Consider the following 19,993-nt stretch of genomic DNA (forward strand, 5'->3'; position numbering starts at 1 on the left):
TCGGAGGCCCGTGGTGGGGTCTTCCTATCGAAACCGTATCCGGTATGCGCATGGCCGTACTTCAGCCGACGCGCGTGTCGCGTTCGAATATCACAGCCGTGACCGGCCATTGACATCTTAATGGTTCGAAGTTATCTTCGGAAGAGAGATTCGTATCCCCGGCTCCCGCCCGAGGCGGGGATGCGAACCTCTTCCCTTTCAGCAGGAGGACGACATGACAGCGATCAGCATCCCGGCGCATCGTGAGACGCGACTGCGGCTCACCCCGCGTGGTCGCCGCAGCCTCGCGGCGCTCGCCGCGCTCCCGGCCGTCGTGGCACTCAACCTCGCGGTCCTCAGCGGAGGCAGCGCTCTGGCCAGCCGTGACGCCGGTGCGCCGGCCGGGACGTTCACCACGCTGACGGTGGCCTCGGGCGAATCGCTCTGGTCCATCGCCGAGCAGGTCGCGCCGAGCGCCGACCCCCGCGACGTCGTGGATGCGATCGCGCGACTGAACGCCCTCGACGGGGTCACCGTCTCCGCGGGTCAGCGCCTGTCCATCCCGCTCGAGTACAGCACCGCCCCGTAGCGCGCGGGCGCGCCCGCCGGTCCCTCCGGGCGATGCGCTCCGGCGCGGCCCCTACGATGGGAGAGGTGAGCATCCGCCTCGACGATCTTCCCCTCCGCGACGACTTGCGCGGCCTGACTCCGTACGGCGCTCCGCAGGCTCCTCTGCCCGTCGCGCTGAACGTGAACGAGAACACGCATCCGGTGCCGCAGGAGGTCGCCGACGACATCCTGGATGCCGTCGCCCAAGCTCTGCGGGATGTCAACCGCTACCCGGACCGGGAGTTCACCGAGCTGCGCGAAGGCTTCGCGGACTACCTGGGCTACGGTCTGACGCGCGAACAGATCTGGGCGGCCAACGGTTCGAACGAGGTTCTTCAGCAGGTGCTGCAGGCCTTCGGGGGACCGGGACGCACCGCGTTCGGCTTCGCCCCCACCTACTCGATGTACCCCCTGCTGACCCGCGCGACCGGCGCGACCTGGGTGGCCGGCTCGCGTGCCGCCGATTTCTCCGTCGATGCGGAGAGCGCGGCGTTCCAGGTCGCTGAGGCAGCCCCGGACGTCGTCTTCCTGTGCGCGCCGAACAATCCCACCGGCACCCCGATGACCCTCGAGGTCATCGAAGCGGTGTACGACGCCGCCGACGGCATCGTCGTCGTCGACGAGGCGTATCAGGAGTTCGCTCCCCGTGACGCCGGCTCGGCGCTCTCGCTGCTGCCGGGGCGGGAACGGCTGCTCGTGTCGCGCACCATGAGCAAGGCGTTCGCGTTCGCCGGGGCGCGCGTGGGGTATATGGCCGCCGACCCGGCGCTGGTGGATGCCTTGCGCCTGGTGCGGCTGCCCTATCACCTGAGCTCGCTGACCCAGGCGGCGGCGGCCGCAGCGCTCCGGCACGCCCCGACGATGCTGCAGATGGTCGATGAGATCGTCGCCCAGCGCGACCGCATCGGAGCGACCGTCGAGGCGATCGGCTACGAACCGTACGAGTCCTGGGCGAACTTCGTCCTGTTCGGCGGAGTGGCGGACGCCTCGGCGACGTGGCGTGCGCTGTATGACCGAGGCGTCCTCGTCCGAGACATCGGGATCCCCCACCACCTGCGGGTCACCGCGGGCACGGAGCAGGAGACGACCGCGTTCCTGGACGCGCTCGCGTCGATAGACTCGGGCACATGACTCGTCCTGCCACTCCGCGCACGTCATCGCTGCGCCGGTCCACGAGCGAGTCCACCGTCGAGCTAGAGCTGGACCTCGACGGCACCGGCCGCAGTCACATCGACACCACCGTGCCGTTCTTCGATCACATGCTCACCGCGTTCGCGAAGCACTCGCTCACCGACCTCACCGTCCGTGCCTCTGGGGACACCGATATCGACGCCCACCACACCGTGGAGGACGTCTCGATCGTCCTGGGGCAGGCGATCCGCGAGGCCCTCGGGGACAAGTCCGGCATCTCGCGGTACGGGGATGCCCTCGTCCCGCTGGACGAGGCGCTCGCGCAGGCCGTGGTCGACATCAGCGGCCGGCCCTACCTCGTGCACAGCGGCGAACCGGCCGGGTTCGAGCACCACCTGATCGGCGGGCACTTCACCGGCGCCTTGGTGCGCCACACGTTCGAGGCGATCGCCTTCCACGCAGCCCTCACCGTGCACGTCACCGTGCTGGCCGGTCGCGACCCGCACCACATCGCCGAAGCCGAGTACAAGGCCTTCGCGCGCGCGTTCCGCCAGGCCAAGGCCCTGGACCCGGAGGTGCGGGGCGTTCCGAGCACGAAGGGCGCTCTGTGACCGGCAAGCCGCTGGTGGCAGTCCTGGATTACGGCTCCGGGAACGTCCACTCGGCGGTGAAGGCGCTGGCCGCGGCCGGCGCAGATGCGCGGCTCACCGCGGACCGCGGCCTGATCGATGACGCCCACGGGCTGGTCGTGCCCGGGGTGGGCGCATTCCGGGCCGTCATGGACGCGCTCCGAAACAGTCGCGGCGACGAGATCATCGACCGACGGCTGGCCGGCGGTCGTCCCGTCCTGGGAATCTGCGTGGGCATGCAGGTGCTCTTCGAGCGCGGAGTCGAGCGGGGAGTGGACACCGAAGGACTCGGTGAGTGGCCCGGAGTGATCACCGAGCTGGATGCCCCCGTGCTGCCCCACATGGGCTGGAACACCGTCCAGGCGGCGGAGGGGTCGCGGCTGTTCCGCGGGATCGAGCACGAACGGTTCTATTTCGTCCACTCCTTCGCGGCGCAGCAGTGGACGCTGGAGGTGCAGCCCCCGTTCCCGCAGCCGGCACTGACGTGGTCCACGCACGGCGGGCCCTTCCTGGCCGCCGTGGAGAACGGACCCCTGTCCGCGACGCAGTTCCATCCCGAGAAATCGGGGGAGGCCGGCATCCGTCTGCTCTCCAATTGGATCGACGGGCTCGGCCGGACTAACCTCTGAACTCGTGCCATCTGCGAAAGCGCAACGCCTTCGCGTCGTCAGGCACGAGGAGCTATGAACGATTTCGCGTCTATGCCTGAGTTGATCCTGCTGCCGGCAGTCGATGTCGCCGACGGCAAGGCCGTCCGCCTGACTCAGGGCGAGGCGGGTACCGAGACCAGCTACGGAGACCCGGTGGACGCGGCACTGGCGTGGGCGCGCCAGGGTGCCCAGTGGATCCACCTGGTCGACCTGGATGCAGCGTTCGGGCGGGGCAGCAACGCCGCCATCATGCGCAAGGTCATCAAGCAGGTCCGTGGCGTGCAGGTCGAACTGTCCGGCGGCATCCGTGACGACCGCAGTCTGGACGCGGCTCTGGAAAGCGGTGCCTCGCGGATCAATCTGGGCACCGCCGCGCTGGAGAACCCGGAGTGGGCAGCCGATGTCATCGGCCGGTACGGGGATGTGATCGCCGTGGGGCTGGACGTCCGCGGCACGACACTCGCCGCGCGCGGCTGGACGCAGGAGGGCGGAGACCTCTGGGACGTTCTGGAACGGCTCGAGGAGGCCGGGTGCAGCCGCTACGTCGTCACGGACGTCACCAAGGACGGAACCCTCAAGGGCCCCAACCTCGAGCTGCTGCAGGAGATGACGGCGCGCACGCCGAAGCCGATCGTCGCCTCCGGCGGTGTGTCCAGCCTCGATGACATCGCCGCACTTCGGGAGCTGGTGCCCCTCGGGGTCGAAGGTGCGATCGTCGGCAAGGCCCTGTACGCGGGTGCCTTCACGCTCGCCGAGGCGCTGGATGTCGCCGGACGCTGAACCGCACGGCCACCCGGCCGACTCCGCGGGCGTCCCGTGGGAGGGGCGGCGGTTCGAGCCCAACCCGCACGCGGGCGACGACGGCTCCGCCGATCAGGCGCTGCTGGCCGCACTGACGGCGTTCCGCGACGGCGCCGGCGACCAGATCGCCGTCATCGACGCGTATCGTACGGCGCGCCTGCTGATACCGCTGGTGGCCGAGCGCGGTGACGAGGGCACCGGTGCCCACGGGCTGACCGTGGACAAGACCCAGGAATTGTCGATCGTCACCGTCGCGGCCCCCGATGGCCGTCGAGTGCTGCCGGTGTTCACATCCATGGCCGCCATGGGCCGGTGGGATGCCGGCGCGCGCCCGGTCCCGGCGGACGGCGTACGTACGGCGGTGGCCGCCTCCGCCGACGACACCGATCTGATCGTCATCGATCCGGGGTCGGTCACCGAGTTCGTGCTCCGGCGGCCCGCGGTGTGGGCGATCGCCCAGGGCGTGCCGTGGGAGCCCAGTTTCACCTCGCCCGAGGTCTTCGCCGGCCTGCAGCGCAGCATCGGCGGTGAGCTCGCGGTGCTGGATCTCTCGGTCGAGCCGGGCGATCCCATGGCCCGTCTGCGCGGGCCGGAGCTGATCGTGCGCCTGGAGCTCATGCACGGACTCGATCGGGCCGAGTTGGACGCGGTTCTGGCGCGGCTGGCCACGCGATGGGCGGCCGACGACCGGATCGCAGTCCTGGTCGACTCGCTGACCGTCAAGCTCGTCCGCTCCCTCTGATCCAGACTCAGCCTCGGCCGACGGGCGCCGTCGAGCGTTTCGCCGCAGAGTGTCCGGGCGCTCAGTCGGCCCACCCGGTGGTGCGCGCGCGTGCGGCGGCGCACAATGCTGGTCATGGAACCGCACAGCTCTGCGCCCGCAAGCCCCGGTGCGCGCACCACCGCGCCCTACCCTCTGGAGACGAATGCGCCGTCCGAGTACCGCGCCGCGCTGTCCGCCGCACACCGGCACGCCCTGAGCTGGCTGGAGTCGGTGGCGGAACGCCCCATCCGTCCGGAACTGGACGCAGACGGCGTTCTCGCGGCGATGGACCGCCCGCTCGAGGAGACCGGGCTCGATGCGGCCGCCGTCATCGACGAGTTGGCGGCGGGGGCAGTCCCAGGGCTGATGGCCATGGGGTCACCGCGCTTCTACGGGTTCGTGATCGGCGGCGCGTACCCGGCCGCGCTGGCTGCGGATTGGCTCGTCTCGACGTGGGATCAGAACACCGGATCACGCCAGCCCACCCCGGGCACCGCCGGAGTCGAGGAGGTCGCGGCACGCTGGCTCCTCGAACTGCTCGGGCTCCCCGCGGCGAGTGGGGTGGGCTTTGCCACCGGAGCGACCAGTGCGAACACCTCGTGCCTGCTGGTGGCCAGAGACTCCGTCCTGCGCGCCCGCGGGCACGACGCGTCGCGGGGCATCCAGCACGCGCCGACGATCCGTTTCCTCGCCGGAGACGCCGTGCACACCTCGGTGATGCTCGCCGGACGGATCGCCGGGCTCGGGGAGCCGCGCACAGTCGGCGCCGACGCGCAAGGCCGCATCGACGTGGACGGGCTGGTGGCAGCGCTGGGCGAGTGGGAGGGGCCCACGATCGTGGCGCTCCAGGCGGGCGATGTCCACTCCGGAGCGTTCGATGACTTCGCCCGCGCCGTCGCGGCCGCCAAGTCCGCCGGAGCGTGGGTGCACATCGACGGTGCGTTCGGACTCTGGGCCGCGGCCAGTCCGCGCTTCCGACCGCTCCTGGCCGGGTTCGAGGACGCCGACTCCTGGGCCACGGACGCCCACAAGACGCTGAACGTGCCCTACGACTGCGGCGTGGCCATCGTGCGCGACGAAGCGGCGATGAGCGCGTCGCTGGGTGCGCACGCGGCTTACCTGCCCGCCGTCGCGAGCATCGCCGACCCCTACGATCACGTCCCCGAGTTGTCCCGCCGTGCGCGCGGCGTGCCGGTATGGGCTGCGTTGCGCTCGCTGGGCACTCGCGGCGTCGCGGGTCTCGTGGATGGGCTCGTCGACGCCGCTCTTGCGCTCGCCGATGGTTTCCGCGGGATCGCGGGACTCGAGGTGATCAACGACGTCGTGTTCACGCAAGTGTGCCTGGCGGCGCATGACAACGAAGACACGCTCGCCCTGGGGGAGTGGCTGCGCGCGGAAGGCACCGTATGGGCTTCGTCCTCGGTGTGGCAAGGACGAGCCGTCGTGCGGTTCGCGGTCAGCAACTGGGGCACCGATGAGGCGGCGGTCCGCCGCACCGTGGACGCCGTCGCCCGCGGGGCTGCAGCGCTGGAGATCGGTTCCTGACCCGGCTGCCGCCGTCCTCGCCCACGACGAGGCCTCAGCGCGTCGGCTCGACACGGCCGGCGCGCTCGGCCGCTCGGCGATCCCCGATCAGTTGACCGGGCCGGTCCACTTCTCGCCCGGACCCTTGCCGATGGGGTCGGGGATCGGCGAGGCCTCGCGGAACGCGAGCTGAAGCGAGCGCAGCCCATCTCGGAGGGAGCGCGCGTGCATGTCGCTGATCTCCGGCGCTCCCGCGGTGATGAGACCCGCGAGGGCGTTGATCAGCTTGCGGGCCTCATCGAGGTCGGTCTGCGTCGAGGGATCGTCGGCCAGACCCACCTTGACCGCGGCGGCGCTCATCAGGTGCACCGCGGCGGTGGTGATCACCTCTACCGCGGGGACGTCTGCGATGTCGCGCGTCGCGGCGGCAGCTGCTCGGTCTTGCGCTTCCCAGCGCGCCTGGCGCTCGGCATCCTGTGCCACCTTTCCGGCTGCAAGGTCGTCGTCGGGGGCCGGAATCGTGTTCACGTGTCACTCTCTGCTAGACTTTGGCGGGCTCCGGAGCGACATGCTTCGGACCGAAAGAGGATTCACATCCCACCCGCGCTTGCCGCTCCAGGCTACCGGGTCACGCACTCCGCTCCGTCCGCTTGCGGCCGGAGTAGCCCCCCAACACCGGAAATGAAACGCCGTGCAGGGGATACCGGGTGCAGAAGCCGGCGCTCACGCGTCGTGCGGGTGGAATCGAGTCTCTCTTCCGCCCGCGATGCATCCCGTGTCGCGGTGGCTGACATCCGCACGAAGAGGAGTTCCGCATCAGCGATCCCCGCACCAATGACCGCATCCGCGTGCCCGAGGTCCGCCTCGTGGGCCCGAACGGAGAGCAGGTCGGCGTCGTACGCATCGAGGTTGCCTTGCGTCTGGCGCAGGATGCCGATCTCGACCTGGTCGAGGTGGCTCCCAACTCGAAGCCGCCCGTCGTCAAGATCATGGACTACGGGAAGTTCAAGTACGAAGCAGCGCAGAAGGCCAAGGAGGCCCGGCGCAATCAGGCCAACACCATCCTCAAAGAGGTCCGGTTCCGTCTGAAGATCGAGGCCCACGACTACATAACCAAACTCAAGCGCGCCGAGGGCTTCCTCAAGGGCGGCGACAAGGTGAAGGCGATGATCCTGTTCCGCGGACGCGAGCAGTCTCGTCCCGAGCAGGGCGTGCGCCTGCTGCGCAAGTTCGCCGAGGACGTCGCGGAGTTCGGCACGGTCGAATCCAGCCCCACGATCGACGGACGCAACATGGTCATGGTGGTCGCGCCGCACAAGAACAAGTCCGAGTTGAAGACCGAGCAGAACGCTCAGCGGGTCGCCAACAAGGAAGCCTCACGCAACTCGGCGTCCGGTGACGAAGACGACGACACCGACAGCGACACCGACGACGAATCGGCCTCGGCGCCCGCCGAGTAGCCGCCCCAGACTCCCGCCCTGCGGGGATGCACAACGACGCCCAGCAGGGCGACATCCAACAAAAGGAACGATGAGATGCCGAAGCAGAAGACCCACTCGGGTGCCAAGAAGCGCTTCAAGATCACTGGCAGCGGCAAGCTGATGAAGCAGCAGGCCGGCATGCGCCACAACCTTGAGGGCAAGGCGAGCAAGCGCACGCGTCGGCTCAACCAGGACCAGGTCCTGTCGAAGTCGGACACCAAGATGGCCAAGAAGCTTCTCGGTCGCTGAACGCGCCGAATCACGTTAGGAACATGAGAAATGGCTAGAGTCAAGCGGGCTGTCAACGCCCACAAGAAGCGTCGCGTCATCCTCGAGCGCGCCTCCGGTTACCGGGGTCAGCGCTCGCGCCTGTACCGCAAGGCGAAGGAGCAGGTCACCCACTCGCTGGTCTACGCGTACCGTGACCGTCGCAAGCGCAAGGGCGACTTCCGCCGTCTGTGGATCCAGCGCATCAACGCCGCGTCGCGCGCGAACGGCATGACGTACAACCGCTTCATCCAGGGCCTCGGCCTCGCCGGTGTCCAGGTCGACCGTCGCATGCTGGCCGAGCTCGCCGTCCACGAGCCGGCGACTTTCGCCTCGCTCGTCGCGACCGCCAAGGCCGCGCTGCCCGGCGACGTGAACGCGCCCAAGTCGGCGTAGTCTCCGCAGTCGATGCAGGGGCGTCCTCCTTCGGGAGGGCGCCCCTTCCGCGTGTCCGGAGCGTACTGCCCGCTTCGGCATCCGCATGCCGGCGTCACGGCCGGTGGGCGCCGCGGGCGCGGCTCCGGTCGCCCTACACTGAACTAGTGCTCGAGAATCCGCGCTCGCCCCGCGTTCGCGCCGTGGCCAAGCTGACCAAGCGCAGCGCGCGACAGGAGACGGGCCTCTTTCTGCTCGAGGGTCCGCAGGCCGCCCGAGAGGCTCTCGCGTACCGCCCCGAAACCGTGCTGGAGCTGTTCGCGACGCCGTCCGCTCTGGAGCGGCACGGCGATCTGCGTGACTCCGCACGCGACTCCGGGGTCGAGGTGGTGTTCACGACCGAGGCCGTCCTGGACGCGATGGCGGACACGGTCACGCCGCAGGGCATCGTCGCGGTCGCCCGCCAGACACCGACCTCCCTGCGCGACATCTTCGCGGCCGCGCCTCGGCTCGTCGCGATCTGCGAGGAGGTGCGTGATCCCGGCAACCTGGGCACGATCATCCGGGCAGCGGATGCCGCGGGCGCAGATGCGGTGATCCTCACCGGGCGCACCGTCGACCCGTACAACCCCAAGGTGGTGCGCGCCACGACCGGGTCGCTGTTCCACCTCCCCGTCGCCGTCGGCGTCGACCTGGTGAACGCCGTCGAGCGCGCCCGCGCGGCCGGGGTGCGCGTCGTGGCCGCCGATGTCGGTGGCGGAGACTTCGTGGCCGCCCGCCCGCTGTTGGCCGAGCCGACCGCATGGCTGTTCGGCAACGAGGCACGCGGCCTGGACGAGGACGCCCTCGCGCTGGTCGATCTGTCGCTGCGCCTGCCCATCTACGGCCGCGCCGAATCGTTGAACCTGGCCACCGCGGCCAGCGTCTGCCTCTACGAAACCGCCTTCGCTCAGCGCTCCAGCGAGCCCGCGTGAGCTGGGCGCGTCCGGTTACAGTCCGGTAAAGCTCGCGCGGAGTGTCGACGTCCGGGCCCGCGCGGCCAATAGTGTGGGGATCATGGCGACACCGGAATCACCCGCAGCGGCGCCGAGGACCTCGAACATCAACGTTCGCCGTGGCGAACCGCTCGTGGTCGTCGAGCATGTCGACAAGCACTTCGGCGACCTTCACGTCCTCAAAGACATCAACACCGTCGTCAACCGGGGCCAGGTCGTCGTAGTCATCGGCCCCTCCGGGTCGGGCAAATCCACGCTGTGCCGCGCGATCAACCGACTCGAGACCATCGACTCCGGCAAGATCGCGATCGACGGCGTCCCCCTGCCCGAAGAGGGCACGGCGCTGGCGCACCTGCGAGCGGATGTCGGCATGGTCTTCCAGTCCTTCAACCTGTTCGCACACAAGAGCGTCCTCGAGAACGTCACCCTCGGCCCGATCAAGGTGCGCAAGCTCTCGCGCAAAGCGGCCGAGGAGAAGGCCATGGCGCTGCTTGAGCGGGTCGGGGTCGCGAACCAGGCGAAGAAGATGCCGGCGCAGCTGTCCGGCGGTCAGCAGCAGCGCGTGGCCATCGCCCGATCGCTCGCCATGGATCCGAAACTGATCCTGATGGACGAACCGACCAGCGCTCTGGACCCCGAGATGATCAATGAGGTCCTCGACGTCATGATCGGTCTGGCCGCGGACGGCATGACGATGATCGTCGTCACGCATGAGATGGGCTTCGCCCGCAAGGCCGCGGACCGCGTGCTGTTCATGGCCGACGGCGCCATCGTCGAAGAGGCGACGCCCGAGGTGTTCTTCACAAACCCGCAGAGCCCGAGGGCGCAGGACTTCCTGTCCAAGATCCTCGAGCACTGATGCACCTCGGCCGCTGCACCGCGGTCAGGACACACGGAACGAATGGGCCGCCACAAGCGGTCCGGACACAGCAAAGGACTGGTAGGACATGAAGAGAACACGACTCGCCCTGATCGCGCTGGCCGCAGCCGGCGCGCTCACGCTCGCCGGGTGCGCCTCTGGTGGCGGAGACGCCGGCGGTGACGCGACGGCGACCCCCGAGCCGGCTCCCACGTTCGCCGAGGGCAGCACGATGGCAGCGCTCGCCGAGGCGGGCACCATCACGATCGGAACGAAGTTCGATCAGCCGCTGTTCGGTCTCAAGGGTCCGAACGGTCCCGAGGGCTTCGACGTCGAGATCGGCAAGATCGTCGCCGCCGAGCTGGGCATCGCCCAGGATGACATCGAGTGGAAGGAAGCGGTCTCCGCCAACCGCGAGCCGTTCATCCAGAACGGTGAAGTCGACATCGTCGTGGCGACGTACACCATCAACGACAAGCGCAAGGAAGTCGTCTCGTTCGCCGGCCCGTACTATATGGCAGGCCAGTCGATCCTCGTGCTCGCGGACAACGATGACATCACCGACGAGAAGGACCTCGTCGGGGAGCCGGTGTGCTCGGTGACCGGCTCCACGCCGGCCGCGAACCTCGCGGCACTCGGTGCCGAGGTCGTCCTGACCGACACGTACTCGAACTGCCTCGAGCCGCTGCGCAACGGCACGGTCGTCGCCGTCTCCACGGACAACGTCATCCTCGCCGGCCTCGCCGCCCAGAACGAGGGCGAGTTCAAGGTCGTCGGAGAGCCGTTCACGGACGAGCCCTACGGCATCGGTCTCGCGCTGGAGGACACCGAGTTCCGCGACTGGATCAACGACGTCCTCGAGAAGGCATACGAGGACGGCCGTTACCAGGCGGCATGGGACGCCACGGCCGGCACGGTGCTGCCGTACATCGACCCGCCGGCAGTCGACCGCTACTGATCGATCGGATGCCCGGGCCGGCGGTGACGCCGGCCCGGGCATCCCCCCCCGATGGGAACCGCCCACGAGAGGAGGCCTGATGGAACAGCTGTGGTCGTTGATGCCCGAGTTCTGGGCGGGCTTCCGCGTGACCCTGCTCCTTCTGGTCGTCTCCGGCGTCGCCGCCCTCATCCTGGGCACCCTGATCGCCGCGATGCGCATCTCGCCGGTCGCCTCGCTGCGCGTGTTCGCCGCCTTCTGGGTGGAGATCGCCCGCAACACCCCGCTCACGCTCGTGTTCATCTTCACGGCATTCGTGCTTCCGATGCTGGGAGTGCGGGCCCCGTACCTGATCCTCGCGTTCGTCGCGCTGACGTATTACACGTCCCCCTTCGTCGCCGAAGCCCTGCGCTCCGGCATCAACGGCGTGCCGATCGGTCAGGCTGAGGCGGCGCGCAGCATCGGACTCGGCTTCGGGCAGACCGTCAGCCTGGTGGTCCTGCCGCAGGCGTTCCGGATGACCGTGCCCCCGCTGATCAACGTCTTCATCGCGCTGACCAAGAACACCTCGGTCGCCGGCGGCTTCTTCGTCGTCGAACTGTTCGCCACCACCCGTCAGCTCGCCAATGACAACGGCAACATCGTGCTGCAGATCCTGTTCACCGCCGCGCTGCTGTACCTCGTCATCACCGTGCCCCTGGGCTACTTCGCCGGCCAACTCGAGAAGCGATGGGTGGTGCGCCGATGAGCGGCAACAGCGTGCTGTTCGACGTGCCTGGCCCCAGGGCCCGCAGGGTCTCGCTGATCGTCTCGATCGTCGCGCTCCTGCTGATCCTCGCGGGCGGGTTCTGGGTGTACACGCTCCTGGCCGCCCCGCGTCAGTCCGGCGGCATCACGCTGCCGGGCATGTTCGACGCCACGCGGTGGAACATCTTTGCCGACCCACAGGTGTGGGTGTTCATCGCCGAAGGCGTCGTCGCGACGCTGCAGGCCGCGGCGGTGGCCGGCGTCGGCGCGATCGCGCTCGGCATCGTCCTGTCGCTGCTGCGCAGTTCGACGATCGCGTGGGTGCGCATTCCGACGGCGTGGCTGATCGAATTCCTGCGCGGCATGCCGGTGCTGCTGATGATGCTGTTCATCCTCCTCATCGCCTCGACCGGAGCCTTCTGGGCGGTCGTGATCGCGCTGATCCTGTACAACGGAACGCTGATCGGCGAGATCCTGCGCGCCGGTCTGGTCGCGCTGCCACGAGGACAGCGGGAAGCGGCGCTGAGCGTCGGCATGCGGGAGTTCCAGTCCAAGATGCTGGTCGAGTTCCCTCAGGCGTTCCGCCAGATGCTGCCGATCATCGTGGCCCAGCTGGTGGTGCTGCTGAAGGACACCTCGCTGGGCTACATCGTCGGATACAACGAGATCATCCGCAACAACATCAACAACCTCGGCAGCTTCTACGGCAACCGGTACCTGTTCTCGCTGTTCGCCGTGACCTTGGCGATCTACCTCGCCATCAACCTGACCCTGTCCTGGTTCGCGCGCTGGCTGTCCCGCCGCACCGCAAGCGGGGGAATGCGCCGGCGCAGGGCGAAGGGACCGGCTCAGCCGCTGGATCCGACGCAGGCGATCCTGGGGGCAGAGAACAGCGCGGCCGCGAAGCAGTCGGAGTCCAGAACGCAGCTCTAGTGCGACGGCGGGCTCATCCGCCCTCGGTAGACTCGCTTCTCGTGTCTGACCTTCCCGAAATCACGCCCGAGGCGGTGGACGCCGCCGCCCAGGCTGCTCTGGACGCCATCGCCGCGGCATCCGACAGCGCCGCCATCAAGGCGGTGCGCTCCGCGCACATCGCAGAGGGCTCGCCGCTGGCGAAGCTCAATTCCCGCATGCGCGAGGTCGCCCCGGAGCGCAAGTCCGAGTTCGGCAAGCTGATCGGTCAGGCGCGGGGCCGCGTGAACCAGGCGCTCGCCGCCCGCGAGGCCGCGATCGCCGAGGCCGAGACCGCTGCCCGGCTGGAGTCCGAGCGGGTGGATGTCACGGCGCTGCCCGTCCGCGCCCGCGTGGGGGCGCGGCACCCGATCTCGCTCCTGCAGGAGCAGATCGCCGACATCTTCGTGGGCATGGGCTGGGAGATCGCCGAAGGCCCCGAGCTCGAGCACGAGTGGTACAACTTCGACGCGCTGAACTTCGATGCCGATCACCCCGCGCGCCAGATGCAGGACACGTTCTTCGTCGATCCGGTGGAGCGCCACCTCGTGATGCGCACGCACACCAGCCCCGTTCAGGTGCGATCCATGCTGGAGCGGGACATCCCGATCTATGTGCTGTGCCCGGGGCGGGTCTACCGCACCGACGAGTTCGACGCCACTCACCTGCCCGTGTTCACGCAGTTCGAGGGACTCGTGGTGGACAAGAACATCACCATGGCGCATCTGAAGGGCACGCTGGACCATGCGGCCCGCGTGCTGTTCGGGCCGGAGGCCAAGACGCGCTTCCGCGCGAACTTCTTCCCCTTCACCGAGCCCTCTGCCGAGCTGGACCTGTGGCATCCGACCTTCACAGGCGGAGCCCGTTGGATCGAGTGGGGCGGCTGCGGCATGATCAACCCGAATGTGCTCCGGGCGGCCGGCATCGACCCCGAGCAGTACTCCGGATTCGCGTTCGGAATGGGCATCGAACGGACGCTGATGTTCCGCAGCGACGTCCAGGACATGCGTGACATGGCCGAAGGCGATATCCGCTTCAGCGAGCAGTTCGGGATGGTGGTCTGATGCGCGTTCCGCTCTCCTGGCTGCGGGAGTACGTCGATGTGCCGGTGGATGCCGCACCCGAGGACGTTCTGGCCGCGCTCGTGCGCGTCGGGTTCGAGGAGGAGGACATCCACCGCTTCGAGCTGTCCGGTCCGATCGTCGTGGGCGAGGTGCTCGACTTCGTCGAGGAACCGCAGTCCAACGGCAAAACCATCCGCTGGTGCCAGGTGCGCGTTGCTCCGGACGGGGAGACCGCGGCCGACGGCGGCGACGCCGTCCACGGCATCGTGTGCGGTGCCCGCAACTTCTTCGTCGGCGATAAGGTCGTGGTGACGCTCCCGGGCGCCGTGCTGCCCGGCCCGTTCCCCATCGCCGCGCGCAAGACGTACGGCCACGTGTCCGACGGCATGATCGCCTCGGCCAGGGAGCTGGGCCTCGGCGAAGAGCACGACGGCATCCTGCGTCTTGCCGCTCTGGGCATCGACGCGCCCGTGGGCACCGACGCGATCGAATTGCTGGGGCTGAACGACGTCGCGGTCGAGATCAACGTGACCCCGGACCGCGGCTACGCGCTGTCGCTGCGCGGTGTGGCGCGCGAGTACTCGCACGCGACCGGCGCGACCTTCCGCGACCCGGGGCTGCGTCCGCCGCACCAGGTCGAGCCCGGTCATGGCTTCGTCATCGCTGTCGAAGACGTCGCACCGATCCGCGGCCGCGTGGGCGCATCGGAGTTCGTGGTGCGCACCGTGCGCGGAGTCGACGCGACCGCGCCCACGCCCGCGTGGATGACCGCGCGCCTGAGCCTTGCCGGCATCCGCTCGCTGGGGGTCCTGATCGATATCACCAACTACGTCATGTTGGAGCTGGGCAACCCGATCCACGGCTATGACCTGGACAAGCTCACCGGCGGCATCACCGTTCGTCGCGCGACGCCTGGCGAGCAGCTCGAGACGCTCGACGGCAAGGTCCGTGCGCTGGATCCGGAAGACCTGCTCATCACCGACGAGTCCGGTCCGATCGGTCTGGCCGGCGTCATGGGCGGCGGAACAACCGAGATGGGGCCCGACACCAAGAACGTCCTGATCGAGGCCGCCGTCTTCGACCCGGTCTCCATCGCGCGCACCGCACGCCGGCACAAGCTGCCGTCCGAGGCCTCGCGTCGTTTCGAGCGCGGAGTCGACCCGAACATCCCGTTCGTGGCTGCCCAGCGCGTCGCGGACCTGATGGTCGAGCTGGCAGGGGGCACGATCGACGAGCTCGGCGGGGCGCTGTTCGCGCCGTGGACGCGGTCGCACATCGTGTTGCCGGTGGGCTTCGTGCAGGGCCTGATCGGCGTGAACTACCCCACTTCCGAGGTGATCGGCGCGCTGCGGCTGATCGGGTGCGAAGTGGACGACCGCGGTGACGAACTGGTGGTCTCACCCCCGTCCTGGCGCCCGGACCTGACCGACAAGTGGACCCTCGCCGAGGAGGTCGCCCGCATCGAGGGGTACGACCGGATCCCGTCCCTCCTTCCCACGCCGCCGCCCGGGCGCGGTCTGACGCCGGCCCAGCAGGGGCGACGCCGTGTGGCCAACGCCCTCGCGGCCGCCGGTTATGTCGAGACACCGTCGTTCCCCTTCACCACGCAGGATCAGAACGATCTGCACGGCTCCGCTTCCGGCGCGCACCTGCCGAGCGTCAAGCTCGCGAACCCGCTGGACGGGCAGGCGCCGTTCCTGCGCCGCAGCCTCGTGCCGGCGCTGCTGCGGGTTGCGCACCGCAACGTGGCACGCGGCTTCACCGACCTCCAGCTCTTCGAGACCGGTTCCGTGTTCCTCCCCGAAGCCGGCGTGACGTACGGCACATCGTTCGTGCCTCCGCTCGCCGTGCGCCCGGATGCCGCGACCCTGACCGCCCTGGACGCGTCCATTCCGCCGCAGCACCGGCACGTGGCGATCCTGCTGGCCGGTCTGATTTCGGCGAAGCAGCCGGGCGCCGCCGCCGAGGCGGCCGGTCTTGCCGACGCGCTCGACGCCGTGCGCACGATCGCGGCGGCTGCCGGAGTGAGTGTTGCCGTGTCCCAGGGCGAACGGGCGGCGCTGCATCCCGGGCGGACGGCGGTGCTGTCTGTCGGTGCGGTCGATGTCGGCTATGCGGGCGAGCTGCTCCCTGCCGTCGCCGAGGCGGCCGACCTGCCCGGCCGCGTCATCGTCGCGGAGCTCGATCTGGACCTCATCCTCTCGCTCGCAGGCGAGAAGGTCGTCGCCGGCTCGCTGTCGGTATATCCCGCCGCCACGCAGGACCTGTCCCTGGTGGTGGGCGCGGACGTGCCGGCGGGCGACGTGCGCGCCGCTGTGGCGGAGGGCGCCGGCGCCCTGCTGGAGTCCATGCGGCTCGTCGACGACTACCGCGGCGCGGGCGTGCCGGAGGGCGCGAAGAGCCTCACCTTCGCGCTGCGCTTCCGCGCTCAGGACCGCACGCTGACCGCTGCCGAGGCCACCGAGGCCAAGCTCGCCGGCGTCGCAGCTGCCGCGGAGCGATTCGGTGCCACGCTGCGCGAATAGCGGGTGCCTTCGGGGGCAGCGCGCGGCTCAGCGTGCTCCCCAGTGCCAGGGTGGACGATCCAGCACGCCCTGCCCGGTGATCCGGGTGCCGGACGGCGTCGCCTCGAGTCGATGGGTCACGGCACCGGCATCCTCCAGTGCGGACCCGAGCGCGCCGGCGTGGGTCACGACCAGCACCTGGGTGCGACGGGATGCCGCGGCGATCAGCTGCGCGAGCGGCCCGAGCAGGTCGGGATGCAGGCTGGACTCCGGCTCGTTGAGGACGATGAGCGGACCCGGTGCCGCCGGAAGCAGCGCGGCGCACAGCAGCAGATACCGCAGCGTCCCGTCCGAGAGCTCATCGGTCTCCAGCGGGCGCAGCAGGCCGGGCTGGTGCATGACCAGACGCAGGCGGCCGTCCGTGCCGATCACGTCCACGCGCGTGCCGGGGAAGGCCCGCTCCACTTCACGGTCCAGCTCATCGGAGTGCCCGGCATCCCTGATCGTCGCCCACACCGCCGCCACGTCGGTGCCGTCATGGCCGAGCACTGCGGTGCGCGTGCCGACCTGCGGCGATCGCACCGGCGCAGCGGTGTCCGTACGGAAGTGGTCGTAGAAGCGCCAGCCGCCCAGCGTGCGGCGCAGGCTCAGCAGCTCGGGGGCGGTGTCCCCGTCGGCGAGGTCGGTCAGGATCGTCTCGTACGGCATCAGCGGCTGCGCGAGGGGCCGCCAGTTCCGATCGCGTACCCGCGCCGCGGCGCCGTGACGGTCGATGAGCAGGGACGAGGGCTTGGCGACAGGCCCGGCGAACACCTGTTCGCGCTTGACCTCGGGGTCGCGGTCGAACAGCGAGGGCCCCACCGTCTGCGGGATGCCGAGATCGACGACGTAGCCGAGTTCGTCACCGGCGAACCCGAGCAGGAGCGCGTGCGGCCGCTTGCGCACCGTCCCCTGCACGGCCGACTGACCGGTGGGCGCCTCCGGCCCGGCCCACAGCAGCGACCGCAGTCCGCCTTCGCCGGCTACGGCTGCCACCAGCGACCCGCTCGCCGCCGAAGCGAGCAGCCGCAGCGCGCGGTAGAGGTTGGACTTTCCGGAACCGTTCGCCCCGGTCACCACGGTCAGGCCGCCCAACGGCACCACGACGTCGCGCAGCGATCGGTACCCGGCCACTGCCACAGTCGTGATCACTGCCCCATCCTGACAGGGACCTCGGACTCCGAAAGCCGATCGAGCCCGGTGGCGCGCAGCGCGCGATTTGCAGGGCTCACACCGCAGGGGCTATCGTCGCCCCATGCCTTCGGCAGCGCACCTCTCCGCCACGCTCGTATCGAGCGTCGCTCCCGCGCGCCGACGTCTGGACGGACGCCGACTCTAGGCGGCCCCGCGCACCCTGGGAAGGGGAGCCGTGGGCGTCGCCGGAGCACTGAGCCCGTCGAAGGGCCCCGACCCCAGACTCTAAGGTTGAATCCATGACATATTCGGTCGCCGTATCCGGCGCTTCGGGCTATGCGGGCGGTGAGATCCTGCGGATCCTCGCCGCTCATCCCGACGTCGAGATCCGCACTGTCACCGCGCACTCGAATGCCGGACAGGACCTCGTCCAGCAGCAGCCGCATCTGCGGTCCCTGGCGCATCTGACGCTTCAGAAGACCGCCCCGGAGGTGCTGGCCGGGCACGACATCGTCTTCCTCGCACTCCCGCACGGCGAATCCGGCCGGTTCACCGATGCGCTGTCGGACACCCCCCTGGTCATCGACGCGGGCGCCGACCACCGCCTCTCCGCGCGCAGCGACTGGGACCAGTTCTACGGCGGCGACTTCCACGAGCCGTGGGAGTACGGTGTCCCCGAGCTGCTGGTCCACGGGGTCAAGCAGCGTGAGCGACTGGTCGGCGCACGACGCATCGCCGCGCCCGGATGCAACGCGAGCACGGTGAGCCTCAGCCTCGCGCCCGGTGTCGCAGCCCGCGTGATCGACACCTCCGACATCGTCACCGTGCTCGCCGTCGGCCCGTCCGGCGCCGGCAAGAGCCTGAAGACGGATCTGCTGGCCAGCGAGATCCTCGGCAGCGCCAACCCCTACGCGGTCGGCGGCGCACACCGGCACATCCCCGAGATCCGGCAGGCGCTGGCCGCCGCAGCCCCGGAAGGCGACGTCGCGCTCGGGTCGGGTACGCCGCAGGCTGCCGGTGCGGGCATCCGGATCTCCTTCACGCCGATCATCGTGCCCATGGCTCGCGGCATCCTGGCCACCAGCACGGCTCCGATCGCGCCCGGGGCGACGGATGCCGACATCCGTGACGCCTGGGAAGCCGCGTACGGCGACGAGACCTTCGTACAACTGCTGCCCCCCGGCCGCTTCCCGCGCACCGCCGACGTCATGGGTGCCAACACGGCGCTGCTGGGGCTGGCCATCGACCGGGACGCGAACCGCGTCGTCGTGGTGGCCGCAGTGGACAATCTCGTCAAAGGCACTGCCGGCGCCGCCATCCAGTCGATGAACCTCGCGCTCGGCCTTCCCGAAGGCCGCGCACTGACAACGAACGGACTCGCACCGTGAGCGTCACCGCCGCCCGGGGCTTCGAAGCGGCCGGTGTCGCAGCGGGTCTCAAATCCAGTGGGAAGACCGACGTCGCCGTGGTCGTCAACCGCGGGCCTCTCAAGGTCGGAGCGGCGGTGTTCACCTCCAACCGCGCCAAGGCGAACCCCATTCTCTGGTCCCAGCAGGCCATCCAGGACGGGGTCGTCGAGGCGATCGTCCTGAACTCCGGCGGCGCGAACTGCTTCACAGGCACCTTCGGCTTCCAGACCACGCACCAGACCGCCGAGCGGGCGGCGGAACTGCTCGGTGTCAGCTCGGGCGACATCCTGGTCTGCTCGACGGGTCTGATCGGCACCGGCGACGAGGTCTTCCGCGCGAAGGTCCTCGACGGTACCGCGGACGGCGTCGCCGCCCTGAGCCCGGACGGCGGCGAAGCGGCATCCCTCGCCATCATGACCACCGATTCACGACCGAAGCGCTCCGTCGTCCGGCGGGGCGGATGGTCGATCGGCGGCATGGCCAAGGGCGCCGGGATGCTGGCGCCCGGCTTGGCGACGATGCTTGTCGTGATCACGACCGACGCCGTGCTCGATGCGGCCGCCGCCGACAGCGCGCTGCGCCGCGCGACGGGCGTGACCTTCGACCGGCTCGATTCGGATGGCTGCATGTCGACCAACGACCAGGTCACCCTCATGGTCAGCGGCGCCTCCGGTGTCGCGCCGGAGCCCGAGGATTTCACCTCCGCGCTGACCGAACTGTGCCTCGACCTGGCCACGCAGCTTCAGGGCGATGCCGAGGGCGCCTCGCACGATATCGCCATCCGGGTCGTGCACGCGGCAACCGAAGCCGACGCCGTGGAAGTGGGCCGTTCGGTCGCCCGCAACAACCTGTTCAAAGCCGCGATCTTCGGCAACGACCCCAACTGGGGTCGGGTGCTGGCCGCAATCGGCACCACCGAGGCGGCCTTCGATCCCTACGACGTCGATGTGTGGATGAACGGCGTCCGCGTGTGCAGCCAGGGTGGGCCGGACGCGTCCCGCGACGACGTGGACTTGACCCCGCGGGCAACGGATCTGCTCATCGACCTCAGAGTCGGCGAAGCGGCAGCGACGATCCTGACCAACGATCTGACCCACGACTACGTACACGAGAACAGCGCCTACGCCTCATGAACGAGCAGCTGA

General features: G+C 69.5%; 21 protein-coding genes. 19 read left to right on the forward strand and 2 right to left on the reverse strand.

All coding sequences use genetic code 11. From position 1 onward, the window contains the following. The first annotated feature begins 214 nt into the window (after positions 1 to 214). The 7 genes from QNO12_RS04940 (at position 215) to QNO12_RS04970 (ending at position 6,107) form a co-directional block, all read left to right on the forward strand. The gene (locus QNO12_RS04940; RefSeq protein ID WP_257502675.1) at positions 215 to 568 is read left to right on the forward strand and encodes a LysM peptidoglycan-binding domain-containing protein; all 354 of its coding nucleotides are present in this window, start codon (positions 215 to 217) and stop codon (positions 566 to 568) included. 56 nt (positions 569 to 624) lie between these two features. Further along, on the forward strand, positions 625 to 1,719 hold the full coding sequence (locus tag QNO12_RS04945; RefSeq protein WP_257502674.1) for a histidinol-phosphate transaminase: 1,095 nt from the start codon (positions 625 to 627) through the stop codon (positions 1,717 to 1,719). Continuing rightward, positions 1,716 to 2,330, forward strand: coding sequence for an imidazoleglycerol-phosphate dehydratase HisB (hisB, locus tag QNO12_RS04950; protein ID WP_257502673.1), 615 nt, complete (start codon positions 1,716 to 1,718; stop codon positions 2,328 to 2,330). Before QNO12_RS04945 ends, hisB begins: the two co-directional genes overlap by 4 nt. After that, positions 2,327 to 2,977 (forward strand): imidazole glycerol phosphate synthase subunit HisH, encoded by a 651-nt coding sequence (gene hisH, locus QNO12_RS04955; RefSeq protein ID WP_257502671.1) that lies wholly within the window; start codon positions 2,327 to 2,329, stop codon positions 2,975 to 2,977. Before hisB ends, hisH begins: the two co-directional genes overlap by 4 nt. 54 nt (positions 2,978 to 3,031) lie before the next feature. Continuing rightward, the gene (gene priA / locus QNO12_RS04960) at positions 3,032 to 3,778 is read left to right on the forward strand and encodes a bifunctional 1-(5-phosphoribosyl)-5-((5-phosphoribosylamino)methylideneamino)imidazole-4-carboxamide isomerase/phosphoribosylanthranilate isomerase PriA (protein ID WP_257502670.1); all 747 of its coding nucleotides are present in this window, start codon (positions 3,032 to 3,034) and stop codon (positions 3,776 to 3,778) included. Continuing rightward, positions 3,762 to 4,541, forward strand: coding sequence for an SseB family protein (locus QNO12_RS04965; RefSeq protein WP_257502669.1), 780 nt, complete (start codon positions 3,762 to 3,764; stop codon positions 4,539 to 4,541). Before priA ends, QNO12_RS04965 begins: the two co-directional genes overlap by 17 nt. A 114-nt stretch (positions 4,542 to 4,655) precedes the next feature. Beyond that, the gene (locus tag QNO12_RS04970) at positions 4,656 to 6,107 is read left to right on the forward strand and encodes a pyridoxal phosphate-dependent decarboxylase family protein (protein ID WP_257502668.1); all 1,452 of its coding nucleotides are present in this window, start codon (positions 4,656 to 4,658) and stop codon (positions 6,105 to 6,107) included. A gap of 87 nt (positions 6,108 to 6,194) precedes the next feature. Here the strand turns inward: QNO12_RS04970 and QNO12_RS04975 are convergent, their stop codons facing one another. Further along, positions 6,195 to 6,614, reverse strand: a complete 420-nt coding sequence (locus QNO12_RS04975; protein WP_374761033.1) for a DUF1844 domain-containing protein — start codon at positions 6,612 to 6,614, stop codon at positions 6,195 to 6,197. Between the two features lie 287 nt (positions 6,615 to 6,901). On the opposite strand from QNO12_RS04975, the gene infC reads away from it, so the two are divergent. The 10 genes from infC (at position 6,902) to pheT (ending at position 16,287) form a co-directional block, all read left to right on the forward strand. Next, the gene (gene infC / locus QNO12_RS04980) at positions 6,902 to 7,546 is read left to right on the forward strand and encodes a translation initiation factor IF-3 (RefSeq protein ID WP_257502965.1); all 645 of its coding nucleotides are present in this window, start codon (positions 6,902 to 6,904) and stop codon (positions 7,544 to 7,546) included. A gap of 75 nt (positions 7,547 to 7,621) precedes the next feature. Beyond that, positions 7,622 to 7,816: a 50S ribosomal protein L35 gene (rpmI, locus tag QNO12_RS04985; RefSeq protein ID WP_257502667.1), complete on the forward strand. Its 195-nt coding sequence runs from the start codon at positions 7,622 to 7,624 to the stop codon at positions 7,814 to 7,816. 30 nt (positions 7,817 to 7,846) lie between these two features. Continuing rightward, a complete protein-coding gene (gene rplT, locus QNO12_RS04990) occupies positions 7,847 to 8,230 on the forward strand; it encodes a 50S ribosomal protein L20 (protein ID WP_257502666.1) in 384 nt (127 codons plus the stop codon). A 146-nt stretch (positions 8,231 to 8,376) separates the two neighbouring features. Beyond that, positions 8,377 to 9,183, forward strand: a complete 807-nt coding sequence (locus tag QNO12_RS04995; RefSeq protein WP_257502665.1) for a TrmH family RNA methyltransferase — start codon at positions 8,377 to 8,379, stop codon at positions 9,181 to 9,183. Between the two features lie 82 nt (positions 9,184 to 9,265). Continuing rightward, complete coding sequence (locus QNO12_RS05000; RefSeq protein WP_257502664.1) at positions 9,266 to 10,063, forward strand: amino acid ABC transporter ATP-binding protein; 798 nt, start codon at positions 9,266 to 9,268, stop codon at positions 10,061 to 10,063. 88 nt (positions 10,064 to 10,151) lie between these two features. After that, a complete protein-coding gene (locus QNO12_RS05005) occupies positions 10,152 to 11,021 on the forward strand; it encodes a glutamate ABC transporter substrate-binding protein (RefSeq protein ID WP_257502663.1) in 870 nt (289 codons plus the stop codon). A gap of 79 nt (positions 11,022 to 11,100) precedes the next feature. Continuing rightward, positions 11,101 to 11,748: an amino acid ABC transporter permease gene (locus tag QNO12_RS05010; RefSeq protein WP_257502662.1), complete on the forward strand. Its 648-nt coding sequence runs from the start codon at positions 11,101 to 11,103 to the stop codon at positions 11,746 to 11,748. Further along, entirely contained in the window at positions 11,745 to 12,680 is a 936-nt protein-coding gene (locus QNO12_RS05015; protein WP_257502661.1) for an ABC transporter permease subunit, read from the forward strand. Before QNO12_RS05010 ends, QNO12_RS05015 begins: the two co-directional genes overlap by 4 nt. 41 nt (positions 12,681 to 12,721) lie before the next feature. Then, positions 12,722 to 13,762, forward strand: a complete 1,041-nt coding sequence (gene pheS / locus QNO12_RS05020; protein WP_257502660.1) for a phenylalanine--tRNA ligase subunit alpha — start codon at positions 12,722 to 12,724, stop codon at positions 13,760 to 13,762. Continuing rightward, a complete protein-coding gene (gene pheT, locus QNO12_RS05025) occupies positions 13,762 to 16,287 on the forward strand; it encodes a phenylalanine--tRNA ligase subunit beta (protein WP_257502659.1) in 2,526 nt (841 codons plus the stop codon). Before pheS ends, pheT begins: the two co-directional genes overlap by 1 nt. A 27-nt stretch (positions 16,288 to 16,314) precedes the next feature. Here pheT and QNO12_RS05030 read toward each other — a convergent pair whose 3' ends face one another. Then, the gene (locus QNO12_RS05030; RefSeq protein ID WP_257502658.1) at positions 16,315 to 17,457 is read right to left on the reverse strand and encodes an AAA family ATPase; all 1,143 of its coding nucleotides are present in this window, start codon (positions 17,455 to 17,457) and stop codon (positions 16,315 to 16,317) included. A 281-nt stretch (positions 17,458 to 17,738) separates the two neighbouring features. Here QNO12_RS05030 and argC point away from each other — a divergent pair, with 281 nt between their 5' ends. Then, positions 17,739 to 18,827 (forward strand): N-acetyl-gamma-glutamyl-phosphate reductase, encoded by a 1,089-nt coding sequence (argC, locus tag QNO12_RS05035; protein ID WP_257502657.1) that lies wholly within the window; start codon positions 17,739 to 17,741, stop codon positions 18,825 to 18,827. After that, positions 18,824 to 19,981: a bifunctional glutamate N-acetyltransferase/amino-acid acetyltransferase ArgJ gene (gene argJ, locus QNO12_RS05040; protein WP_257502656.1), complete on the forward strand. Its 1,158-nt coding sequence runs from the start codon at positions 18,824 to 18,826 to the stop codon at positions 19,979 to 19,981. The genes argC and argJ overlap by 4 nt, the downstream gene beginning before the upstream one ends. The last annotated feature ends 12 nt before the right edge of the window (positions 19,982 to 19,993 follow it).

The organism is Microbacterium sp. zg-B185, from assembly GCF_030246885.1.
Lineage (GTDB): Bacteria > Actinomycetota > Actinomycetes > Actinomycetales > Microbacteriaceae > Microbacterium.

What these genes read in the sequence shown, in the direction of transcription:
- QNO12_RS04940 (WP_257502675.1), top strand. Translation starts at nt 215, where the DNA reads ATGACAGCGATCAGCATCCCGGCGCATCGTGAGACGCGACTGCGGCTC.
- QNO12_RS04945 (WP_257502674.1), top strand. Translation starts at nt 625, where the DNA reads ATGGGAGAGGTGAGCATCCGCCTCGACGATCTTCCCCTCCGCGACGAC.
- hisB (WP_257502673.1), top strand. Translation starts at nt 1,716, where the DNA reads ATGACTCGTCCTGCCACTCCGCGCACGTCATCGCTGCGCCGGTCCACG.
- priA (WP_257502670.1), top strand. Translation starts at nt 3,032, where the DNA reads ATGAACGATTTCGCGTCTATGCCTGAGTTGATCCTGCTGCCGGCAGTC.
- QNO12_RS04965 (WP_257502669.1), top strand. Translation starts at nt 3,762, where the DNA reads ATGTCGCCGGACGCTGAACCGCACGGCCACCCGGCCGACTCCGCGGGC.
- QNO12_RS04970 (WP_257502668.1), top strand. Translation starts at nt 4,656, where the DNA reads ATGGAACCGCACAGCTCTGCGCCCGCAAGCCCCGGTGCGCGCACCACC.
- rpmI (WP_257502667.1), top strand. Translation starts at nt 7,622, where the DNA reads ATGCCGAAGCAGAAGACCCACTCGGGTGCCAAGAAGCGCTTCAAGATC.
- rplT (WP_257502666.1), top strand. Translation starts at nt 7,847, where the DNA reads ATGGCTAGAGTCAAGCGGGCTGTCAACGCCCACAAGAAGCGTCGCGTC.
- QNO12_RS05000 (WP_257502664.1), top strand. Translation starts at nt 9,266, where the DNA reads ATGGCGACACCGGAATCACCCGCAGCGGCGCCGAGGACCTCGAACATC.
- QNO12_RS05005 (WP_257502663.1), top strand. Translation starts at nt 10,152, where the DNA reads ATGAAGAGAACACGACTCGCCCTGATCGCGCTGGCCGCAGCCGGCGCG.
- QNO12_RS05010 (WP_257502662.1), top strand. Translation starts at nt 11,101, where the DNA reads ATGGAACAGCTGTGGTCGTTGATGCCCGAGTTCTGGGCGGGCTTCCGC.
- QNO12_RS05015 (WP_257502661.1), top strand. Translation starts at nt 11,745, where the DNA reads ATGAGCGGCAACAGCGTGCTGTTCGACGTGCCTGGCCCCAGGGCCCGC.
- pheT (WP_257502659.1), top strand. Translation starts at nt 13,762, where the DNA reads ATGCGCGTTCCGCTCTCCTGGCTGCGGGAGTACGTCGATGTGCCGGTG.
- argC (WP_257502657.1), top strand. Translation starts at nt 17,739, where the DNA reads ATGACATATTCGGTCGCCGTATCCGGCGCTTCGGGCTATGCGGGCGGT.